The sequence below is a fragment of the Sphingomonas trueperi genome (assembly GCF_040545965.1).
Classification (GTDB): domain Bacteria; phylum Pseudomonadota; class Alphaproteobacteria; order Sphingomonadales; family Sphingomonadaceae; genus Sphingomonas; species Sphingomonas trueperi_C.
Genome location: NZ_JBEPMV010000002.1, coordinates 266176 through 282399 on the forward strand (window position 1 = coordinate 266176; position 16224 = coordinate 282399).

Genomic DNA, 16224 nt, shown 5'->3' on the forward strand with positions numbered 1-16224 from the left:
GCGGGCCAATGATGTCGGGTTTGTCCGCGGCATTTTGTTCGCTATGCGCTGCCCATGCATGACGCTCCGCTGACGCTCTACAATTCGCTTTCCCGTTCGCTCGAGCCGTTCCAGCCGCTCGACCCCGCCAAGGGCGTGCGCGTCTATTCGTGCGGACCGACGGTCTACAACTATGCCCATCTCGGCAATTTGCGCGCCTATGTGTTCACCGACACGCTGAGCCGGGTGCTGCGCTGGAAGGGCTATCCGCTCACCCACATCATCAACATCACCGATGTCGGCCACCTGACCTCGGACGCCGATGCCGGCGACGACAAGATGGAAGCGGCTGCCCGCGCCCAGGCGATGAGCATCTGGGACATCGCCGCGCACTATACCGCCGCGTTCAAGCAGAACATCGCCGACCTCAACATCACCGAACCGAGCAAATGGTCGGTGGCGACCGATCACATCCAGCAGATGATCGCCTTCGCCGAGAAGATCGCGTCAGAGCATTGCTACGAGCTCGAGTCGGGGCTCTATTTCGACGTGACGACCGTGCCCGACTATGGTCGCCTCGCCGGCGCGGCGGACGATGCCGCGGAAAGCCGGATCGATCCGGTCGACGGCAAGCGCCACCCGCAGGACTTCGCGATCTGGCGCAAGTCTCCGCCGGGCGAGCAGCGGCAGATGGAATGGGATTCGCCCTGGGGCAAGGGTGCGCCGGGCTGGCACCTCGAATGCTCGGTGATGAGCATCCAGTATCTCGGCGCGCCGTTCGACATCCACACCGGCGGCATCGACCATCGCGAGATCCATCACCCCAACGAAATCGCGCAGAACCAGGCTTATTGCGGCTGCGGCGATACCGGCGCGCATTTCTGGATGCACAACAACTTCCTGGTCGATCGCCAGGGCAAGATGTCCAAGTCCAAGGGCGGGTTCACCACGCTCCAGTCGCTGATCGACGCGGGCGTGCACCCCCTCGCCTATCGCCTGTTGTGCCTGCAGGCCCAGTATCGCAGCGAGCTGGAATTCTCGGCCGAGAACCTCGCGGCGGCGCTTACCCGGCTAAAGCGGCTGGTGATGACGGTGACCGCGCTCCGGGCCCGCGCCGAGGGCGAAGGCACCGCACCGGCGGCTTGGCTGGAGAAGCTCGACGCCGCGGTGTCGGACGATCTCAACACCCCCAAGGCGCTGCCGGTGCTGGACGAGATGCTGGCGGACAAGCGCACCTCGCCCGCCGACCGGCTGGCGGCGCTCGCCGAGTTCGACAAGGTGCTGGGCCTGCGGCTCACCGAACTGACCCGTGAGGAACTGCGCGTGCAGCCCAAGGGCGCGACGATCACGCCCGATGCGATCGGCGACCTGCTGGTCGAGCGCAAGGAAGCCCGGGTGGTGAAGGACTTCCAGCGTTCCGACCGGATCCGCGACGATCTCGTCGCCGCGGGCATCGAAGTGATGGACGGCGATCCGCTCGGCTGGGACTGGAAGCCGGCGCTGTGACCGAAAATTCCTCCCCGACACGGGGAGGAATTTTGCTTGCGTTACCGCGGTAACCTCCCCCACAAAACGCGACGATTTTTCGGGGGAAGCAATGCGCGGGCAAGTGTTGGGCGTGGATCGGTCGAGCGGCGAAGGCCAGATTTCGGGAGAGGACGGCAGCCGCTATGTCTTCACCCAGGAAGACTGGAGCGACAGCCGCCACCCCGCAGTCGGCGCCAAGGTCGATTTCGACGTCGACGGCAAGCGCGCCCGCCGCATCTTCCGCCTGTTAGAGGGCGCGGACGTGCCGGCTCCGGTGGGCGAACCGCGCAACAAGATCCTCGCGGCAGTGCTCGCGCTATTCCTGGGCACGCTGGGCATTCACCGCTTCTATCTCGGCCGCACCGGATCGGGCGTGGTGATGCTGCTGCTCACCTGCACCATCGTCGGCGCGCTGGTCACCGGCGTCTGGGCGTTCGTCGATGCAATCCGCTATCTGCTGATGAGCGATACCGAGTTCGCCCAGCGCTATCCCCGCCGCTGATCAGGCGGCAAGGAAGTCGGGCACCAGCCCCCAGACTTGGTCGAGCTGTTCGCGCGTGATGCTGTAGGGCGGCATCACGTAGACGGTGTTGCCCAGCGGCCGCAGCAGCACGCCGCGCTCGCGCGCAAAGGCCATGAGGCGCGGCGCGATCGCCGAGAGGTAGCCATTCTCCGGCTGCTCGACTTCCAGCGCGGCGATCGTGCCCATGCGGCGATGGCCAACCAGGCCGGGCACATCGGCAAGCCGGTCGAGCGCTGCCTGCTGCCATTCGCCTAGCTGCGCGATGCGCTCCAGCACCGGCTCGTCGCGCCAGATCGCGAGGTTCGCCACGGCGGCGGCGCAGGCGATCGGATTGGCGGTGTAGCTGGAGGAGTGGAAGAACATCCGCGCGCGATCGTCGGACCAGTGTGCCTGGAAGATCGGCGCAGTCGCCAGCGTCACCGCCAGCGGGATCGCGCCGCCGGTGATGCCCTTCGAGAGGCACAGGATGTCCGGCACCACACCCGCCTGTTCGCACGCGGTGAGCATGCCGGTGCGGCCCCAGCCGGTCATCACCTCGTCCGCGATGAAGAGCACGTCGTGCCGCGTGCAGATCGCCCGCATCTCGGCGAGCAGCGCGGGGGTGTAGAAGAGCATGCCTCCCGCCCCCAGCACCAGCGGCTCGACGATGAACGCCGCAGCACCCGTGCGGCACTCGGCCTCCAGCGCGTCGAGCGTCGCCTGCTCGGCGCCCGCGCTCGGGAAGGGGATGGTGCCAACGTCGAACAGCAGCGGCTGATAGGGCCGGTTGAACACCCCGCGGGCGCCGACCGACATGCCGCCGATCGTATCGCCATGATAGCTGTGCTCAAGCACCAGGATGCGGCTGCGTTCCTCGCCGCGGTTGTGCCAATAGCCGAGCGCCATCTTGAGCGCGACTTCCACCGCGGTGGAACCGCTGTCGCTGAAGAAGACGTGTTCCAGCGCGTCGGGCAGTATGTCCCGCAGCCCGGCGGCGAGCGTCTCGGCCGGTTCGTGGGTCCAGCCGGCGAAGATGATCTGATCGAGCTTGCCCGCCTGCTCGGCGATCGCCGCCAGGATGCGCGGATTGCAATGGCCGTGCGTCGTCACCCACCAGGACGAGATCGCATCGATAAAGCTGCGGCCGTCGGCGGTGTGGATCAGCGCGTCCTTGGCATGGCTGACCATCGGGATCGGCTCACCCAGCCCATGCTGGGTAAAGGGATGCCAGACCGACGACATCAGGCAAAGTCCGCCAGATTGAAGGCCTCGGCGAAGGCTTGGGCCAGCGCCTCGGGGCCAAGGTCCGACAGCATCGGCAGGCGGCCGAGCCGCTTGACCTTGCCGATCGCGGCGATGGTCGCCTCGCTGTCCTCGACCGGATCGCCAACAAAGGCGATGCCGTGGATCGGCACGCCCCGCGCGCGCAGCGCCTCGATCGAGAGCAGGCTGTGGTTGATCGTGCCGAGCGCGGTGCGCGCGACCAGCACCACCGGTTTGCCCCAGCGGGCGAAGACATCGGCGTAGAGGATCTCGCGCGTCACCGGCACCAGCGCACCGCCTGCGCCTTCAACCACCAGCGGCCCGTCGACCGCGGGCAGTGCCAGCCGATCGAGGTCGATCGTCACGCCGTCGATCTCGGCGGCCAGATGCGGCGAGCAGGGCGTGACCAGGCGATAGGCCTCGGGAAGAATGTGCCCGATCGGTAGGCCCGACAGCGCCGCGGTGCGCTCGCTGTCGCTGCCGTCGTCGAGACCGGCTTGGACGGGCTTCCAGTAGCGGCCGTCGAGGGCACCCGCGAGGGCGGCGGCGAAGACGGTCTTGCCGATGCCGGTATCTGTGCCGGTTACGATGAAGGTCTGGGTCATGCTGCGATGGGCTCGGTTGCGGGAAGAAGCGTCGCCAGCCGTTCCGCGAGCGCGGCGATCTCGCCGAGCGACACATTGTTGGTGATCGAGATGCGCAGGCGCGAGGTGCCGGCGGGGACGGTCGGCGGGCGAATGCCGCGCACGTCGAAGCCGCTGTCCCGGAGCGCGCCGGCGACCGCCATGGTCCGCACGTCGTCGCCGAGGATCAGCGGCAGGATCTGGGTATCGCCCGGCGCTACGCCGAGCGGCGCGAGCGCGGAGCGGGCGGCGGCGATCCGCTCGGCCAGCGCGGACCGCAGATCGCCGCCGTCTGCCACAATGCGAAGCGCCGCGCGCACGGCAGCCGCCATCAGCGGCGACGGCGCGGTGGAGAAGATGAAGGCCCGGCCGCGATTGACGAGGAAGTCGCGGACGGTCGCCGGGCCGGTGACCAGCGCACCTTCGCAGCCCAACGCCTTGCCGCAGGTGTGCAGCGTGATCAGGTTGGCGGTCGGCAGGCCATGCGCCAGCCCCTGTCCCTGCGGGCCGCAGACGCCGGTCGCATGCGCCTCGTCGACGAGCAGGATCGCGTTCTCGGCCTCGGCGAGCGCCGACAGCGCGGCAAGCGGCGCGACATCGCCGTCCATGCTGTAGAGGCTCTCGACCACGATCCACACGCGCCCCGCCCCGCCCTCACGACGCCAGCCGGCGATCGCCTCCGCGAAGGCGGCAACGTCGTTATGCGCCGCCTGTCTTGCTTCCGCCCGGCCGAGGCGCATGCCTTCGTGGGCGCTTGCGTGGACGAGTTCGTCGAACAGCACGAGGTCGCCGCGCTGCGGCAAGGTCGCAAGCAGCGCCGCGTTGGCCGCATAGCCGCTGGAGAAATACAGCGCCGACTCGCGGCCGAAGAACGCCGCGGCCTCGGCCTCCAGGGCTTCGTGCTCGGGATGGTTGCCGCGGAGCAGCCGCGATCCGCCCGAGCCGATCGGCACGCCACGCGCTAGCGCCGCCGCCACCGCATCGCGCAGCGCCAGCGAGTCGGACAGCCCTAGATAATCGTTGGACGCGAAGTCCGCGCCCTCGCGGGCGATCAGCCTGCGCCCGCGCCCACGGGCGGCAAGATCCGCAAGGTCGCGCGCCTGTGCTTCGAATGCGTGCATTGCGGCGCGGCTACACCTAGGCGCGTCCAGGTGCAATCGATCGGCCTGCCTTTACCCCAGCAGGGTAAGAAATTGCTTGCATCCATTTACCCCGGCCGGGTAAGGCGCCCAAATGACGACGTTAGCCGGTTCCAAGATCCGCCAGTTTCGCGAGGAACGCACCCTCACCCGCGCCGCCTTCGGTGCCTGGTTCGATACGCCAGGCTCGACCGTGCAGGGCTGGGAGACCGACGGCAAGCGCGCCAACACCAAGGTGATGAACCAGATAGCGGCGATGGGAATCGCCGAGCATGCGGACTGGCACGTCGCCGTCCGCGACGTGGAGAGTGCAATGGCAAGCTGGACCCCCGATAGCTGGACGCGTGCCGAAGCGCGCCAGATGCCGCAATATCCGGACAAGGGCGCGCTCGACGCCGCCACCCGGCAGCTGAGCAGCTATCCCCCGCTGGTGTTCGCCGGCGAGGCGCGCGAGCTTACCGCCGAGCTGGGCAAGGTCGCGCGCGGCGAGGCGTTCCTGCTCCAGGGCGGCGACTGCGCCGAGAGCTTCGCCGAGTTCCACCCGAACAACATCCGCGATACGTTCCGCGTGATCCTGCAGATGGCGGTGGTGCTCACCTTCGCCTCGAAGCTGCCGACGGTGAAGCTCGGCCGGATGGCCGGCCAGTTCGCCAAGCCGCGCTCGGCCGATACTGAGGTGATCGACGGAGTCGAGCTGCCCAGCTACCGCGGCGACAATGTCAACGACATCGCCTTCACGCCGGAGTCGCGCATCCCCGATCCGCAGCGGATGGTGCAGGGCTACAGCCAGTCGGCGGCGACGCTCAACCTGCTGCGGGCCTTTGCTAATGGCGGCTATGCCAATTTGCATCAGGTGCATAAGTGGACGCTCGACTTCATGGGCAAGAGCCCCTGGTCGGCCAAGTTCGCCGATGTCGCGGACCGGATCGGCGAGGCACTCGACTTCATGGAGGCGTGCGGGATCAACCCGGACACCGTCCCGCAGCTGAAGGGCACCGATTTCTACACCAGCCACGAGGCGCTGCTGCTCCCCTATGAGCAGGCGCTGACCCGGCAGGACAGCCTGACCGGCGACTGGTACGATACTTCGGCGCACTTCCTGTGGATCGGCGATCGCACCCGCTTCGAGGGCTCGGCGCATGTCGAGTTCCTGCGCGGCATCGGCAACCCGATCGGGATGAAGTGCGGGCCCAGCCTCGAGCCCGACGCGCTGCTGCGACTGCTCGACACGCTCAACCCGGGGCGCGTCCCGGGGCGGATGACGCTGATCACCCGCTATGGCCATGACAAGATCGAGGCCGGCCTGCCCAAGCTGGTCCGCGCGGTGAAGCGCGAGGGACATCCGGTGGTGTGGAGCTGCGACCCGATGCACGGCAACGTCGTCAAGGCCGCAAACGGCTACAAGACCCGGCCGTTCGACCGGATCCTCGCCGAGGTGCGCGGCTTCTTCGCCGTCCACCGTGCCGAGGGCACCTTCGCCGGCGGCATCCATGCCGAGATGACCGGGCAGAATGTAACCGAATGCACCGGCGGTGCGATCGCGATCACCGAGCAGGGGCTGGCCGATCGCTACCACACGCATTGCGACCCGCGCCTCAACGCGGGTCAGAGCCTGGAACTGGCTTTCCTGCTCGCCGAGATGCTCAACGACGAAATGGCCGAGCGCCGCAAGGCCGCGGCCTGATGCCCGAAGGGCGCGTTGCTCAGCGGAGCAGCGCGCCCGCCAGCGCCCACAGGCCGTAGCCGAGCGCGAAGACCAGCATCCAGGCGAGCACCGCGCTGCCGACGATGATCGCCAGCCGGGTGCGGACCGAGAATTTCGCTTCGGGGGCCGGTGCGTTCCACCCCTCGACCACCGGCGGGGTGAGCTGGGGCGTCGGCAGCGGCGTCTTGGGGAAAGCGATCGGCGTCGCGGCAGGACCGGACACTGCGCTGCGCAGGTCCGCATCGCTCAGCGGGGTCACGAACTCGCAGCCATAGATACCCGCGGTGCCCCACACGACCTTCGCCTCGCGCGTGCCGATCCCCGCAATGCCGAGCGCGATCGTGTCGCCCACCTTGAGCTCGGCGCCCGCGACGACGCGGAAGCCGCCGTTGGACAGATCCTCGATCGTGACGTCGACCGGCGCCCAATCCGAGTCGCGCAGCGTGGCTTCGAGCTCGACGCTGTGCCGCTCGGCCCAGCGTCCGTCCTGATACAGTCGTGCCGCGATACCCATAAGCGCTCCACTGGCGTGCATTGGGCTCCGCTTTGCATGCGCAGGCGTTGCGAGGCGGTAAACGCCGCGGAAATTATCTTAAGATTTCATGGTTAACGAAGGTTTTGCCGGTGCCCGCGACAATTTTCCGGCCCTGCGGCAAAGAAGCGACACGCGGCTGCAACACGCACCGGGCAGATGGGCTCCTGTCGACGCGTTTCGTTCCCCCTCGCGTCGACTCTCCCCGAACTAAACGGGGCAGTCCCTCGGGGCTGCCCCGGCCTTTTTGGGATCACGCGTAGAGGTCAACCACCTCCGCCCCCTCGCCCTCCGCTTCCAGCAGCAGCGTCCGGTGACAATGGCACGGATCGCGTTCGTAGCAGAGCAGCGCGCTCGGCTTCTCTGCCGCCAGCGCGTGCATCTGCGCCACCTGCGCCTGCGCCTCGGGCAGGCCGAGCTGGACGTCATAGACTTCGCGCAAGGTTGCCACATCGCCCTTCTTCGCCGCGTCGCGGCCGCGCTTGGGCGTACCAAGCTGCTTGAGATGCACATAGTCGATACCCACCTCGCGCAGGCTGGCCGCCAGCGACGATTTGGAGAAGCCCGGACGGCGCGACAGCGGCAGCGCACGCACGTCGATCACCCGCTGCACGCCGGCTTTGGAGAGCGCGGCGAGGAACTCGGCCATGGTGGTAGCTTCATAGCCTATGGTGTAAATTCGCATCCTCGCTCCTTTGTCATCGCGCCGTCATGCCGCTATGGGCGGCCGCGTGACTCACGACATCCATATCATCGGCGGCGGCCTTGCCGGCTCGGAAGCCGCGTGGCAGCTCGCCCAGGCGGGATATAAGGTCCGCCTCTCGGAAATGCGCGGTTCGGGCGAAATGACGCCCGCGCACCAAAGCGACCGGCTGGCCGAGCTCGTCTGCTCGAACAGCTTCCGTTCGGACGATGCTGACAGCAACGCCGTCGGGCTGCTCCACCAGGAAATGCGGGCGCTCGGCTCGCTGATCCTCACCCAGGGCGACATCCACAAGGTGCCCGCCGGCTCCGCACTGGCGGTGGACCGTGACGGCTTCGCCGACGGCGTGACTGCGGCGCTGGAGCAGCACCCGAACATCACCATCGTCCGCGAACGGGTCGACACGCTGCCCGCCGAGGGCCGCACCATCGTCGCGACGGGCCCGCTGACCGCGCCGATGCTGGCGGAGAGTATCGGCCGTGCGACCGGCAAGGACAGCCTCGCCTTCTTTGACGCGATCGCGCCGATCGTCCACCGCGAGTCGATCGACATGGAGACCGCCTGGTTCCAGAGCCGGTGGAACAAGGGATCGGGCAAGGACTACATCAACTGCCCGATGTCCAAGGAGCAGTATCTCGAATTCCACGCTGCGCTGATGGCGGGCGAGAAGACCGAGTTCCGCGAGTGGGAGAATGTCCCCTATTTCGAAGGCTGCATGCCGATCGAGGTGATGGCCGAGCGGGGGGTCGATACGCTGCGCTACGGCCCGATGAAGGGCGTGGGCCTCGACGATCCGCGCACCGGCCGCTGGCCTTATGCGGTGGTGCAGCTGCGCCAGGACAATGCCAGCGGTACGCTGTGGAACATGGTCGGCTTCCAGACCAAGCTCAAATATGCCGAGCAGGTGCGGCTGTTCCGCACCATCCCGGGGCTGGAAAATGCCGAGTTCGCGCGGCTGGGCGGCCTGCACCGCAACACCTTCCTGCGCTCGCCCGAGCTGCTCGACGGCACGCTGCGGCTGAAGAGCGCGCCCAATATCCGCTTCGCCGGGCAGATCACCGGCTGCGAAGGCTATGTCGAGAGCGCCGCGATCGGGATGCTGGCGGGGCGCTTCGCCGCGGCGGAGATCGCAGGGATCGAGCTGCCCGCGCCGCCGCGCGAGACGGCGTTGGGCGCGCTGCTGTCGCACATCACCGGCGAGGCGGAGATCGAGACCTATCAGCCGATGAACGTCAACTTCGGGCTGTTCCCGCCGATCGAGGGCCGCACCAAGAAGGCCGATCGCAAGCGGATGTATACCGATCGGGCGCGGGCGGCGCTGAAGGACTGGCTGGCGGCCTGAGGGGGCCAGCAGCCACCCTCACCCTCCCCACCGCCTTCGGCGGCGGGTCCCCTCCCTCTCCCTTGCAAGGGAGAGGGCAGTTGAGGCTGCTCCCCTCTCCCTTCCAAGGGAGAGGGAGGGAGGCGCGAAGCGCCGGAAGGGTGAGGGTGCGTGCCCCTCAACCCCTCACGTCTCCAGCACCGGCTCCTTCGCCATCGCCAGCGCCAGCGCGCGGTGGCGCTTTTCCACCGCCTCGCCGTAGAGCGGTTCGTCGCCATCGGCGAGGCTGAGCACCAACGACGGCCCCTCCAGCCGCAGCCGCGACCGCTTGAGCGGGCGCGCGACGCCGCCGCTCAGCCGCTGGCCGAGCCGCATCGCCAGGCCCCAGCGCTTGGCCTCCGCCAGCGCTTCGGGCGTCGCGAGCCGTTCAAGCGGCGCCGGGCTGTCGACCGCACCGCCGAGCGAGGTATACAGCGCCTGCGCGACGATTGCGCGGCCCGCCGCGTCGATCCCCACCCAATTGCCGTGGAGCCCGATCTCCATACCGCGTTCGGCGCGAAACTCCGGGTTTGCGCGCCAGCCCACATCCGCCAGCAGGCAGGCGGCGTGGCGCAACCGCGCCGACTCGGGATCGTCGCGGAACAGCGGCGCAAGCCAGGCATCGAGCAGGTCGCCATGCTCCGGGAACCGCCCCGAGCGCTGCCCTTCCTCGCGCGCAGCGACAATCAGCGGATCCTGCAGCCGCTCCTCGGCCGAGAGGCGCTGGAACAGCAGGCCCTCCCGCAACCCATAGGCCGAGACGATCGTCCCGCTGCTGCCGAGCTGCCTGGTCACCGCAACAAGCAGCGCCGCCGCATCGGCCAGCGAGGGGATGCGCGCGCTCGACAGGTCGGGCACGGTCTTCAGATCGGCCTTGGTAGCACCCTCGACGCGGCGGCCAAGCTCCTCCACCCGGTCGATCGCCAGCGGGTAATGATGGACGATCGGCAGCGGATAGTTGCTGAGGTGCATGTCGAGCTTGGCGAGCGAGCGCCACGACCCGCCGACCATGTAGAAGGGCAGGCCCTTCCCCCGCCCTTTCCAGCCCGCCGCCTCGATCATGCGCGTCACCTCGCGCTCCAGCACACCCTTGCCCCGCGCGCGGATGGCGCCGAGGCGGAGCACGCCAAGCGGGAACGACACGCGATCGGTCACCGTACCGGCGACAACACGAACCAGCTCCAGGCTGCCGCCGCCGAGATCGCCGACCACGCCGTCCGCTTCGGGAATGCCCGAGAGCACGCCGAGCCCAGCGGCCGTCGCTTCCTCGACACCCGAGAGCAACTCAACCTCCAGGTCGAGCGCCTTGGCCATCGCCATCAGCTCGCCGCCGTTCGAGGCATCGCGAACGGCGGCGGTGGCGACGGTACGCAGCTCGCTGACCTGCATCTCGCGGGCGAGCAGCGCGAAGCGGCCGAGCGCCGCCCGCGCGCTGGCGAGGCCGCCGGCGTGGATCGCGCCGGTCTCGGCCAGGCCCTTGCCGAGCCCGGCCATCACCTTCTCGTTGAACAGGATCGCCGGCAGCCGCGCCGGGCCTTCATAGACGACCAGACGGATCGAATTGGAGCCGATATCGATGATCGCCGTACGCGGCCGGGCGCCTTCGGACTGGGCGCGCGGCGGCTTGCGGAACAGGGCCGTGGCCACCCGCTCAGCCGCCCTTCGCGGCGAGGCGACGCTTGCGCGGCGACAGCTTGGGCACGGGCTTGCGCGCCTCCACGGCGGCGCCGCGGCCCGAAAGGGAGGGGTTGGTCATGAAATAACGGTGCAGGTTGAATTCCCCGTCTTCGCCCGGAACGATCCGGTCGTAATGGCCGTCGGGTGCGAGCAGCCAGCTCTGTTCGTTGTCCAGCAGGTTGGCGACCATCACCTGGTCGAGCACCTGATCGTGGACGGTCTTGTTGAGCAGCGGCAACATGAACTCGACGCGGCGGTCGAAGTTGCGCTGCATCCAGTCGGCCGAGGAGATGTAGAGCTTGGCGTCGTCATTGGGCAGCGCCTTGCCGTTGCCGAACGCCCAGATGCGGCTGTGCTCGAGGAAACGACCGACGATCGACTTGACCCGGATGTTCTCGCTCATGCCGGCAACACCCGGGCGCAGGCAGCAGATGCCGCGCACGATCAGCTCGATCTGCACGCCAGCGGCGCTGGCCTGGTAGAGCTTCTCGATGATCGCTGGATCGACCAGCGAGTTCATCTTCGCCCAGATCGTGCCCGGCCGACCGGCGCGGACATGCTCGATCTCCTCCTCGATCAGCGCGGTCAGGCGCTTGCGGAGGTCGCGCGGGGAGATGCCGAGCAGCTCCAGATGCTGCGGCTCGACATAGCCGGTGACGTAATTGAAGATCTGCGCCGCATCGCGGCCCATCCGCGGATCGGCGGTGAAGAAGCTGAGATCGGTATAGATCCGCGCGGTGATCGGGTGGTAGTTGCCCGTGCCGAAATGGCAGTAGGTGCGATAGCGATCGCCCTCGCGGCGGACGACCATCGACACCTTGGCGTGGGTTTTCCAGTCGATGAAGCCGTAGACGACCTGGACGCCGGCGCGCTCCAGCGCGGTCGCCCAATAGAGGTTCTGCTCCTCGTCGAACCGGGCCTTGAGCTCGACGACGGCGGTCACCGACTTGCCCGCCTCGGCGGCGGCGATCAGCGCGTTGATCACCGCGGGCTGCTTGCCGGCGCGGTAGAGCGTCTGCTTGATCGCTACCACGTCCGGATCGGCCGCCGCCTGCTGAAGGAAGCTGAGCACCACGTCGAACGTCTCGTACGGGTGGTGGACGATGATGTCCTTGGCGCGGATCGCCGCGAAACAATCGCCGCCATATTCGCGGATCCGCTCGGGAAAGCGCGCCGAGAAGGGCGTGAACTTGAGGTCCGGCCGGTCCTCGTCGACCAGCATCGACAGATCGCCGACCCCCAGGAAACCGCCGGTTTCGGTGAGCAGCGCATCGCTGCCGCCCAGCTCCTCCTTCAGCACCGCCTCCAGATCCGGGGCGATGCCCTCCTCCATCTCCAGACGGATCACCCGGCCGCGTCGGCGGCGCTTGATCGCCGAACGGAAGGTGAGGACGAGGTCCTCGGCCTCTTCCTCGATCTCGATATCGCTGTCACGCAGCACGCGGAAGGTGGCCGCGCCCAGCATCTCATAGCCGTGGAAGAGCAGCTCCCAGAAATGCTTGATCAGCGTCTCGATCGCCACGTAGCGCGCTGGGCTGCCTGGCAGGCGGACGAAGCGCTTGAGCGTCGTCGGCAGCATCACCAGTTCCTGGATCGGCTCGCGATCGGACTTGCGCAGGAGGTTGAAGATCACGCTCGATCCCTGATTGGGGATGAACGGGAACGGGTGCGCGGGGTCGAGCGCCTGCGGCGTCAAGATCGGGAAGATCTGCTCGCGGAAATGGTTGGCGAGCCATTGCTCGGTCTCGCCCTCGATCGCATCGGCTTCGAGCACGAAGATGTTGGCGAGCGCGAGCTGCGCGCGGATGTCCACCCATACCGCCTGCTGCTCGTCGGCGAGCGTGGCGGCTTCGGCCGAAATCGCCTCCAGCTGCTGCGCGGGGGTGAGCCCGTCGGCCGAGCGCGTGTCGATATTCTGGAGCTGCTGCCCCATCAGGCCCGCCACGCGGACCATGAAGAATTCGTCGAAATTGCTGCCAGAGATCGAAAGGAAGCGCAGCCGCTCCAACAGCGGATGGGCGGGGTTGCACGCCTCCTCCATCACGCGGCGGTTGAAGGCCAGCCAGGAAAGCTCGCGGTTGAAATAACGCGCTTCGGTGGGATCGGCGGGGGCGATGGTCGCAGGTGCGGCGGATTCGGTCATTCGCTCTCGCTATCGTCGGAATGCGTCAAAAGGCTTGCAGCCTGGAGTGTAGACTTCACCACCGGGATCGACAAACGGCCGTCGGTCTCCATCTCCAGCACGTCCGCAACGCGCAGGATGGCGACATGGCTGCGCTCGATGCGCTTGGCGATCCAGGCGATCACGGCGGGCGTCGCGTGGAGCAGGTGGCGCGTGAAGGCGCGCTCCAGCAGCAGCGGGATCAGCGCATCGTCGGGCGGGCCGATCTCGAGCAGCGGCGAGGCGGCGAGGCGCGAGCGCAGATCGGGCAGCGTCACGTCCCAGAGCGGCGGCGCGGCATCGGCGATGATCAGCAACGGGCGCCGCGCCCCCTGCGCGTCGTTCCAAGCGTGGAAGATGTCGGCCTCGTCGGCACGCTCGGCATCGTCGATGATCGTCGCGTTGTTCTTGGCGGCGAAGATCCGCGCGAGCAGGCTGCGCCCGGACTTGCGCGGCCCGATCAGCAGCGCGGCCATCACCGGCCACGTTGCCCAATGTTCGAGCTGTTGGACGGCGCGGGCGTTCGAGTCGCTGACCAGGAAGTCCGTCTCGCTCGCCTCGGGCAGACCCAGCGGCAGGCGGAGCTGGCTCATTGCGCCTTGGGGGTCGGCGATGCTTGCGGCGCGGCCCCGCGACGGATGCGGAGCACGCCCGGCCCTTCCTGCACGCTCCAGCCGCGCGACTCGAGCGCAGCGCGCAGCGCGGCCTGCGATCCGTCGAACGACACGCGCATCACCGAGATGCCGCCCAGCGCGAGGCTGGTGGTGGTGGCGCTGCGCACCCCCGGCACGCCGCGCACGGCGCTTTCGGAGGCGTTGACCGCAGCGGCATTGGGCGTCTCGACCTGGACCGACAGCGACGTGGTCGTGCTCGTCGCCCCCGGCGTGGTCTCCACGCTCGGCAGCGGCGTCGGCAGCGGGGCTTCCTCCGGAGCAGGCGCGGCCGGCTGCGCGACCGGCGGCCGCGCAGCGAGCACCGCATCGGTATGGAGCCGGCCGTCGGTCAGCGCCGCCTGATAGGCCTTGTCAATGCGCGCGACGGCGGTGTCGAACAGCGCGTCGATCGCGTCGCCATTGTCGATCCGCAGCGCGAAGCTGGTGATCGGATCCTTGTCCGGCCCGTGCGTCGCCGAGAAGATGCCGACGATCGGCCCGCCCGGATAGTCGCGGCGCAGCTGCACCTCGGCGACGAGCGTGTCGACCGCGCCGTACTGATCGAGAATCGTCCGCCACCAGTTGCGGCCATGGCGTAGCGTCTGGCCGGTATTGACCAGCAGCCGGTCCGCGCCGGTGCCGCGCAGGCGGACATAGTCGATCGTGCTGCCCGCGGCGCGCAGCCGGTTCCAGGCGCGCGCCCAGGCGGTGTCGCGCTCGAATACCTGGCCGACGCCGCCCGAATATTGCAGCGGCACCAGCAGCATCGGCGGCGAATGGGTCACCGCGATCGACACGCCGAGAATCGAGCCGGCCTTGGCTCGATCGAACTGCACGCCCAGGCTGGCGATATAGCGATTGGGGCCGATCTGCTCGCGCTCGACGACGATGCCGGTGACGATGGCATCCAATGCCGAATCGGAGAGCGACCCCGGCTTGCCGGTGAGCTGCTGCGACAGCATCGACCAGCCATTACGCTGTGCGATCCGCCAGCCGCCCTGGCGGGCGATCTCGGCACTCTTGCCGGACACGTCGACCTTCACGCCGCTCACTTCGAAGCTGCCCGCGGCACCCAAGGTTGCGGCGGGCGCCCCGCCCTGCCCGCGTGCCGCCATGATGCCCGCACCGGCGAGCGCGAGCACCGAGAGGGCGCCAAGGACGGTTTTGGGACGGCGAAACTGCATGCGGGCGCCCTTTTGGCGAACCGGGCGTGGAAATCCAAGCGCGTTGTGGCTAGGGCGCTCTCCCATGAGCGAGACCAAGGCGGGCGACGGCCCTTACACCTATGCCCAGGCGGGCGTTTCGATTGCGGCGGGCAATGCGCTGGTGCGCGCGATCGGCCCGCTTGCCCGTTCCACCCGGCGCGCCGGCGCGGACGCCGATCTGGGCGGCTTCGGCGGCATCTTCGACCTGAAGGCGGCGGGCTTCACCGATCCGCTGCTGGTCGCGGCGAACGACGGCGTCGGCACCAAGCTGAAGCTGGCGATCGAGCACAACCGTCATGACGGCGTCGGCATCGACCTTGTCGCGATGTGCGCCAACGATCTGATCGTGCAGGGCGCCGAACCGCTGTTTTTCCTCGATTATTATGCGAGCGGCAAGCTCGACAACGCGGTCGCCGAACGGGTGATCGCCTCCATCGCCGAGGGCTGCCGCCAAGCCGGCTGCGCGCTGATCGGCGGCGAAACCGCCGAGATGCCGGGCATGTACGCCGATGGCGACTATGACCTGGCCGGCTTCTGCGTCGGCGCGGTCGAGCGCGACCAGCTGCTCGACGGCAAGAAGATCGCGCCCGGCGATGTGCTGCTCGGCCTCGCCTCGAACGGCGTCCACTCGAACGGCTTCTCGCTGGTGCGGCGACTCGCGGCGGACAAGGGCTGGAAGCTCGATCGTCCGGCGCTGTTCGACCAGGAGCGGCTGCTGATCGACACGCTGATGGCGCCGACTCGCATCTATGTCGCCAGCCTCCTGCCCGAGCTGCGCAAGGGCAATATCCACGGCCTCGCCCATATCACCGGCGGCGGTCTGCTGGAGAATGTCCCCCGCGTGCTGCCCGAGGGCACCCACGCCCGTATCGACGCCGACGCCTGGCCGCAGCCGCGGCTGATGGCGTTCCTGCAAGCACAGGGCAATATCGAGCCGGAAGAGATGGCGCGCACCTTCAACTGCGGCATCGGCATGGTCGCGGTGGTCGCCGCCGATCAAGCCGAGGCCGTGTCGGCCGCACTGACCGCGGCGGGCGAGACGGTGTTCACCATCGGGACGATCGAAGGCGGCGAGCGCGGCTGCACGGTGGTCGGTGGCGACGAGACCTGGAGCGCCCGTGCGCCGTGGAGCGCCACGCACCATGGGTGATTGCCGAGCGCTATCCGCCTGCGCTCCCCTCCCGCTTGCGGGAGG

General features: G+C 68.3%; 14 protein-coding genes. 5 read left to right on the forward strand and 9 right to left on the reverse strand.

The features are described from left to right. The first annotated feature begins 54 nt into the window (after positions 1 to 54). Positions 55 to 1485 carry a cysteine--tRNA ligase gene (gene cysS, locus ABIC35_RS05050; protein WP_121077230.1) on the forward strand — a complete coding sequence of 477 codons (1431 nt, stop codon included), beginning with the start codon at positions 55 to 57 and terminating at the stop codon, positions 1483 to 1485. 91 nt (positions 1486 to 1576) lie between these two features. Continuing rightward, the gene (locus tag ABIC35_RS05055; protein WP_121077231.1) at positions 1577 to 2008 is read left to right on the forward strand and encodes a TM2 domain-containing protein; all 432 of its coding nucleotides are present in this window, start codon (positions 1577 to 1579) and stop codon (positions 2006 to 2008) included. Here ABIC35_RS05055 and ABIC35_RS05060 read toward each other — a convergent pair whose 3' ends face one another. The 3 genes from ABIC35_RS05060 to ABIC35_RS05070 are packed head-to-tail and all read right to left on the reverse strand — an operon-like array spanning position 2009 to position 5015. After that, entirely contained in the window at positions 2009 to 3250 is a 1242-nt protein-coding gene (locus tag ABIC35_RS05060) for an adenosylmethionine--8-amino-7-oxononanoate transaminase (protein WP_121077233.1), read from the reverse strand. It lies immediately after the preceding gene. After that, positions 3250 to 3876 carry a dethiobiotin synthase gene (gene bioD / locus ABIC35_RS05065; RefSeq protein ID WP_121077235.1) on the reverse strand — a complete coding sequence of 209 codons (627 nt, stop codon included), beginning with the start codon at positions 3874 to 3876 and terminating at the stop codon, positions 3250 to 3252. The genes ABIC35_RS05060 and bioD overlap by 1 nt, the downstream gene beginning before the upstream one ends. Next, complete coding sequence (locus tag ABIC35_RS05070; protein ID WP_121077237.1) at positions 3873 to 5015, reverse strand: 8-amino-7-oxononanoate synthase; 1143 nt, start codon at positions 5013 to 5015, stop codon at positions 3873 to 3875. The genes bioD and ABIC35_RS05070 overlap by 4 nt, the downstream gene beginning before the upstream one ends. Before the next feature lie 331 nt (positions 5016 to 5346). Between ABIC35_RS05070 and ABIC35_RS05075 the strand changes: the two genes are divergently transcribed. Continuing rightward, positions 5347 to 6717, forward strand: coding sequence for a class II 3-deoxy-7-phosphoheptulonate synthase (locus ABIC35_RS05075; protein WP_183049493.1), 1371 nt, complete (start codon positions 5347 to 5349; stop codon positions 6715 to 6717). 19 nt (positions 6718 to 6736) lie between these two features. Here ABIC35_RS05075 and ABIC35_RS05080 read toward each other — a convergent pair whose 3' ends face one another. Continuing rightward, positions 6737 to 7252 (reverse strand): PilZ domain-containing protein, encoded by a 516-nt coding sequence (locus ABIC35_RS05080; RefSeq protein WP_121077241.1) that lies wholly within the window; start codon positions 7250 to 7252, stop codon positions 6737 to 6739. A gap of 271 nt (positions 7253 to 7523) precedes the next feature. Then, entirely contained in the window at positions 7524 to 7955 is a 432-nt protein-coding gene (locus ABIC35_RS05085) for a DUF488 domain-containing protein (RefSeq protein WP_121077243.1), read from the reverse strand. 46 nt (positions 7956 to 8001) lie between these two features. Between ABIC35_RS05085 and trmFO the strand changes: the two genes are divergently transcribed. Then, the gene (trmFO, locus tag ABIC35_RS05090) at positions 8002 to 9315 is read left to right on the forward strand and encodes a methylenetetrahydrofolate--tRNA-(uracil(54)-C(5))-methyltransferase (FADH(2)-oxidizing) TrmFO (protein WP_121079398.1); all 1314 of its coding nucleotides are present in this window, start codon (positions 8002 to 8004) and stop codon (positions 9313 to 9315) included. A gap of 165 nt (positions 9316 to 9480) precedes the next feature. Here the strand turns inward: trmFO and ABIC35_RS05095 are convergent, their stop codons facing one another. The 4 genes from ABIC35_RS05095 to ABIC35_RS05110 are packed head-to-tail and all read right to left on the reverse strand — an operon-like array spanning position 9481 to position 15008. Then, positions 9481 to 10980, reverse strand: a complete 1500-nt coding sequence (locus ABIC35_RS05095; protein WP_121077245.1) for a Ppx/GppA phosphatase family protein — start codon at positions 10978 to 10980, stop codon at positions 9481 to 9483. A gap of 4 nt (positions 10981 to 10984) precedes the next feature. Beyond that, positions 10985 to 13153 (reverse strand): RNA degradosome polyphosphate kinase, encoded by a 2169-nt coding sequence (locus ABIC35_RS05100; protein ID WP_121077247.1) that lies wholly within the window; start codon positions 13151 to 13153, stop codon positions 10985 to 10987. Then, the gene (locus ABIC35_RS05105; RefSeq protein ID WP_121077249.1) at positions 13150 to 13764 is read right to left on the reverse strand and encodes a chromosomal replication initiator DnaA; all 615 of its coding nucleotides are present in this window, start codon (positions 13762 to 13764) and stop codon (positions 13150 to 13152) included. Before ABIC35_RS05105 ends, ABIC35_RS05100 begins: the two co-directional genes overlap by 4 nt. Then, complete coding sequence (locus tag ABIC35_RS05110; RefSeq protein WP_121077251.1) at positions 13761 to 15008, reverse strand: heavy-metal-associated domain-containing protein; 1248 nt, start codon at positions 15006 to 15008, stop codon at positions 13761 to 13763. Before ABIC35_RS05110 ends, ABIC35_RS05105 begins: the two co-directional genes overlap by 4 nt. 64 nt (positions 15009 to 15072) lie before the next feature. Here ABIC35_RS05110 and purM point away from each other — a divergent pair, with 64 nt between their 5' ends. Next, complete coding sequence (gene purM / locus ABIC35_RS05115; RefSeq protein ID WP_121077253.1) at positions 15073 to 16179, forward strand: phosphoribosylformylglycinamidine cyclo-ligase; 1107 nt, start codon at positions 15073 to 15075, stop codon at positions 16177 to 16179. The last annotated feature ends 45 nt before the right edge of the window (positions 16180 to 16224 follow it).

What these genes read in the sequence shown, in the direction of transcription:
- cysS (WP_121077230.1), top strand. Translation starts at nt 55, where the DNA reads ATGCATGACGCTCCGCTGACGCTCTACAATTCGCTTTCCCGTTCGCTC.
- ABIC35_RS05055 (WP_121077231.1), top strand. Translation starts at nt 1,577, where the DNA reads ATGCGCGGGCAAGTGTTGGGCGTGGATCGGTCGAGCGGCGAAGGCCAG.
- ABIC35_RS05060 (WP_121077233.1), bottom strand. Translation starts at nt 3,250, where the DNA reads ATGTCGTCGGTCTGGCATCCCTTTACCCAGCATGGGCTGGGTGAGCCG.
- bioD (WP_121077235.1), bottom strand. Translation starts at nt 3,876, where the DNA reads ATGACCCAGACCTTCATCGTAACCGGCACAGATACCGGCATCGGCAAG.
- ABIC35_RS05070 (WP_121077237.1), bottom strand. Translation starts at nt 5,015, where the DNA reads ATGCACGCATTCGAAGCACAGGCGCGCGACCTTGCGGATCTTGCCGCC.
- ABIC35_RS05075 (WP_183049493.1), top strand. Translation starts at nt 5,347, where the DNA reads ATGGCAAGCTGGACCCCCGATAGCTGGACGCGTGCCGAAGCGCGCCAG.
- ABIC35_RS05080 (WP_121077241.1), bottom strand. Translation starts at nt 7,252, where the DNA reads ATGGGTATCGCGGCACGACTGTATCAGGACGGACGCTGGGCCGAGCGG.
- ABIC35_RS05085 (WP_121077243.1), bottom strand. Translation starts at nt 7,955, where the DNA reads ATGCGAATTTACACCATAGGCTATGAAGCTACCACCATGGCCGAGTTC.
- ABIC35_RS05100 (WP_121077247.1), bottom strand. Translation starts at nt 13,153, where the DNA reads ATGACCGAATCCGCCGCACCTGCGACCATCGCCCCCGCCGATCCCACC.
- ABIC35_RS05105 (WP_121077249.1), bottom strand. Translation starts at nt 13,764, where the DNA reads ATGAGCCAGCTCCGCCTGCCGCTGGGTCTGCCCGAGGCGAGCGAGACG.
- ABIC35_RS05110 (WP_121077251.1), bottom strand. Translation starts at nt 15,008, where the DNA reads ATGCAGTTTCGCCGTCCCAAAACCGTCCTTGGCGCCCTCTCGGTGCTC.
- purM (WP_121077253.1), top strand. Translation starts at nt 15,073, where the DNA reads ATGAGCGAGACCAAGGCGGGCGACGGCCCTTACACCTATGCCCAGGCG.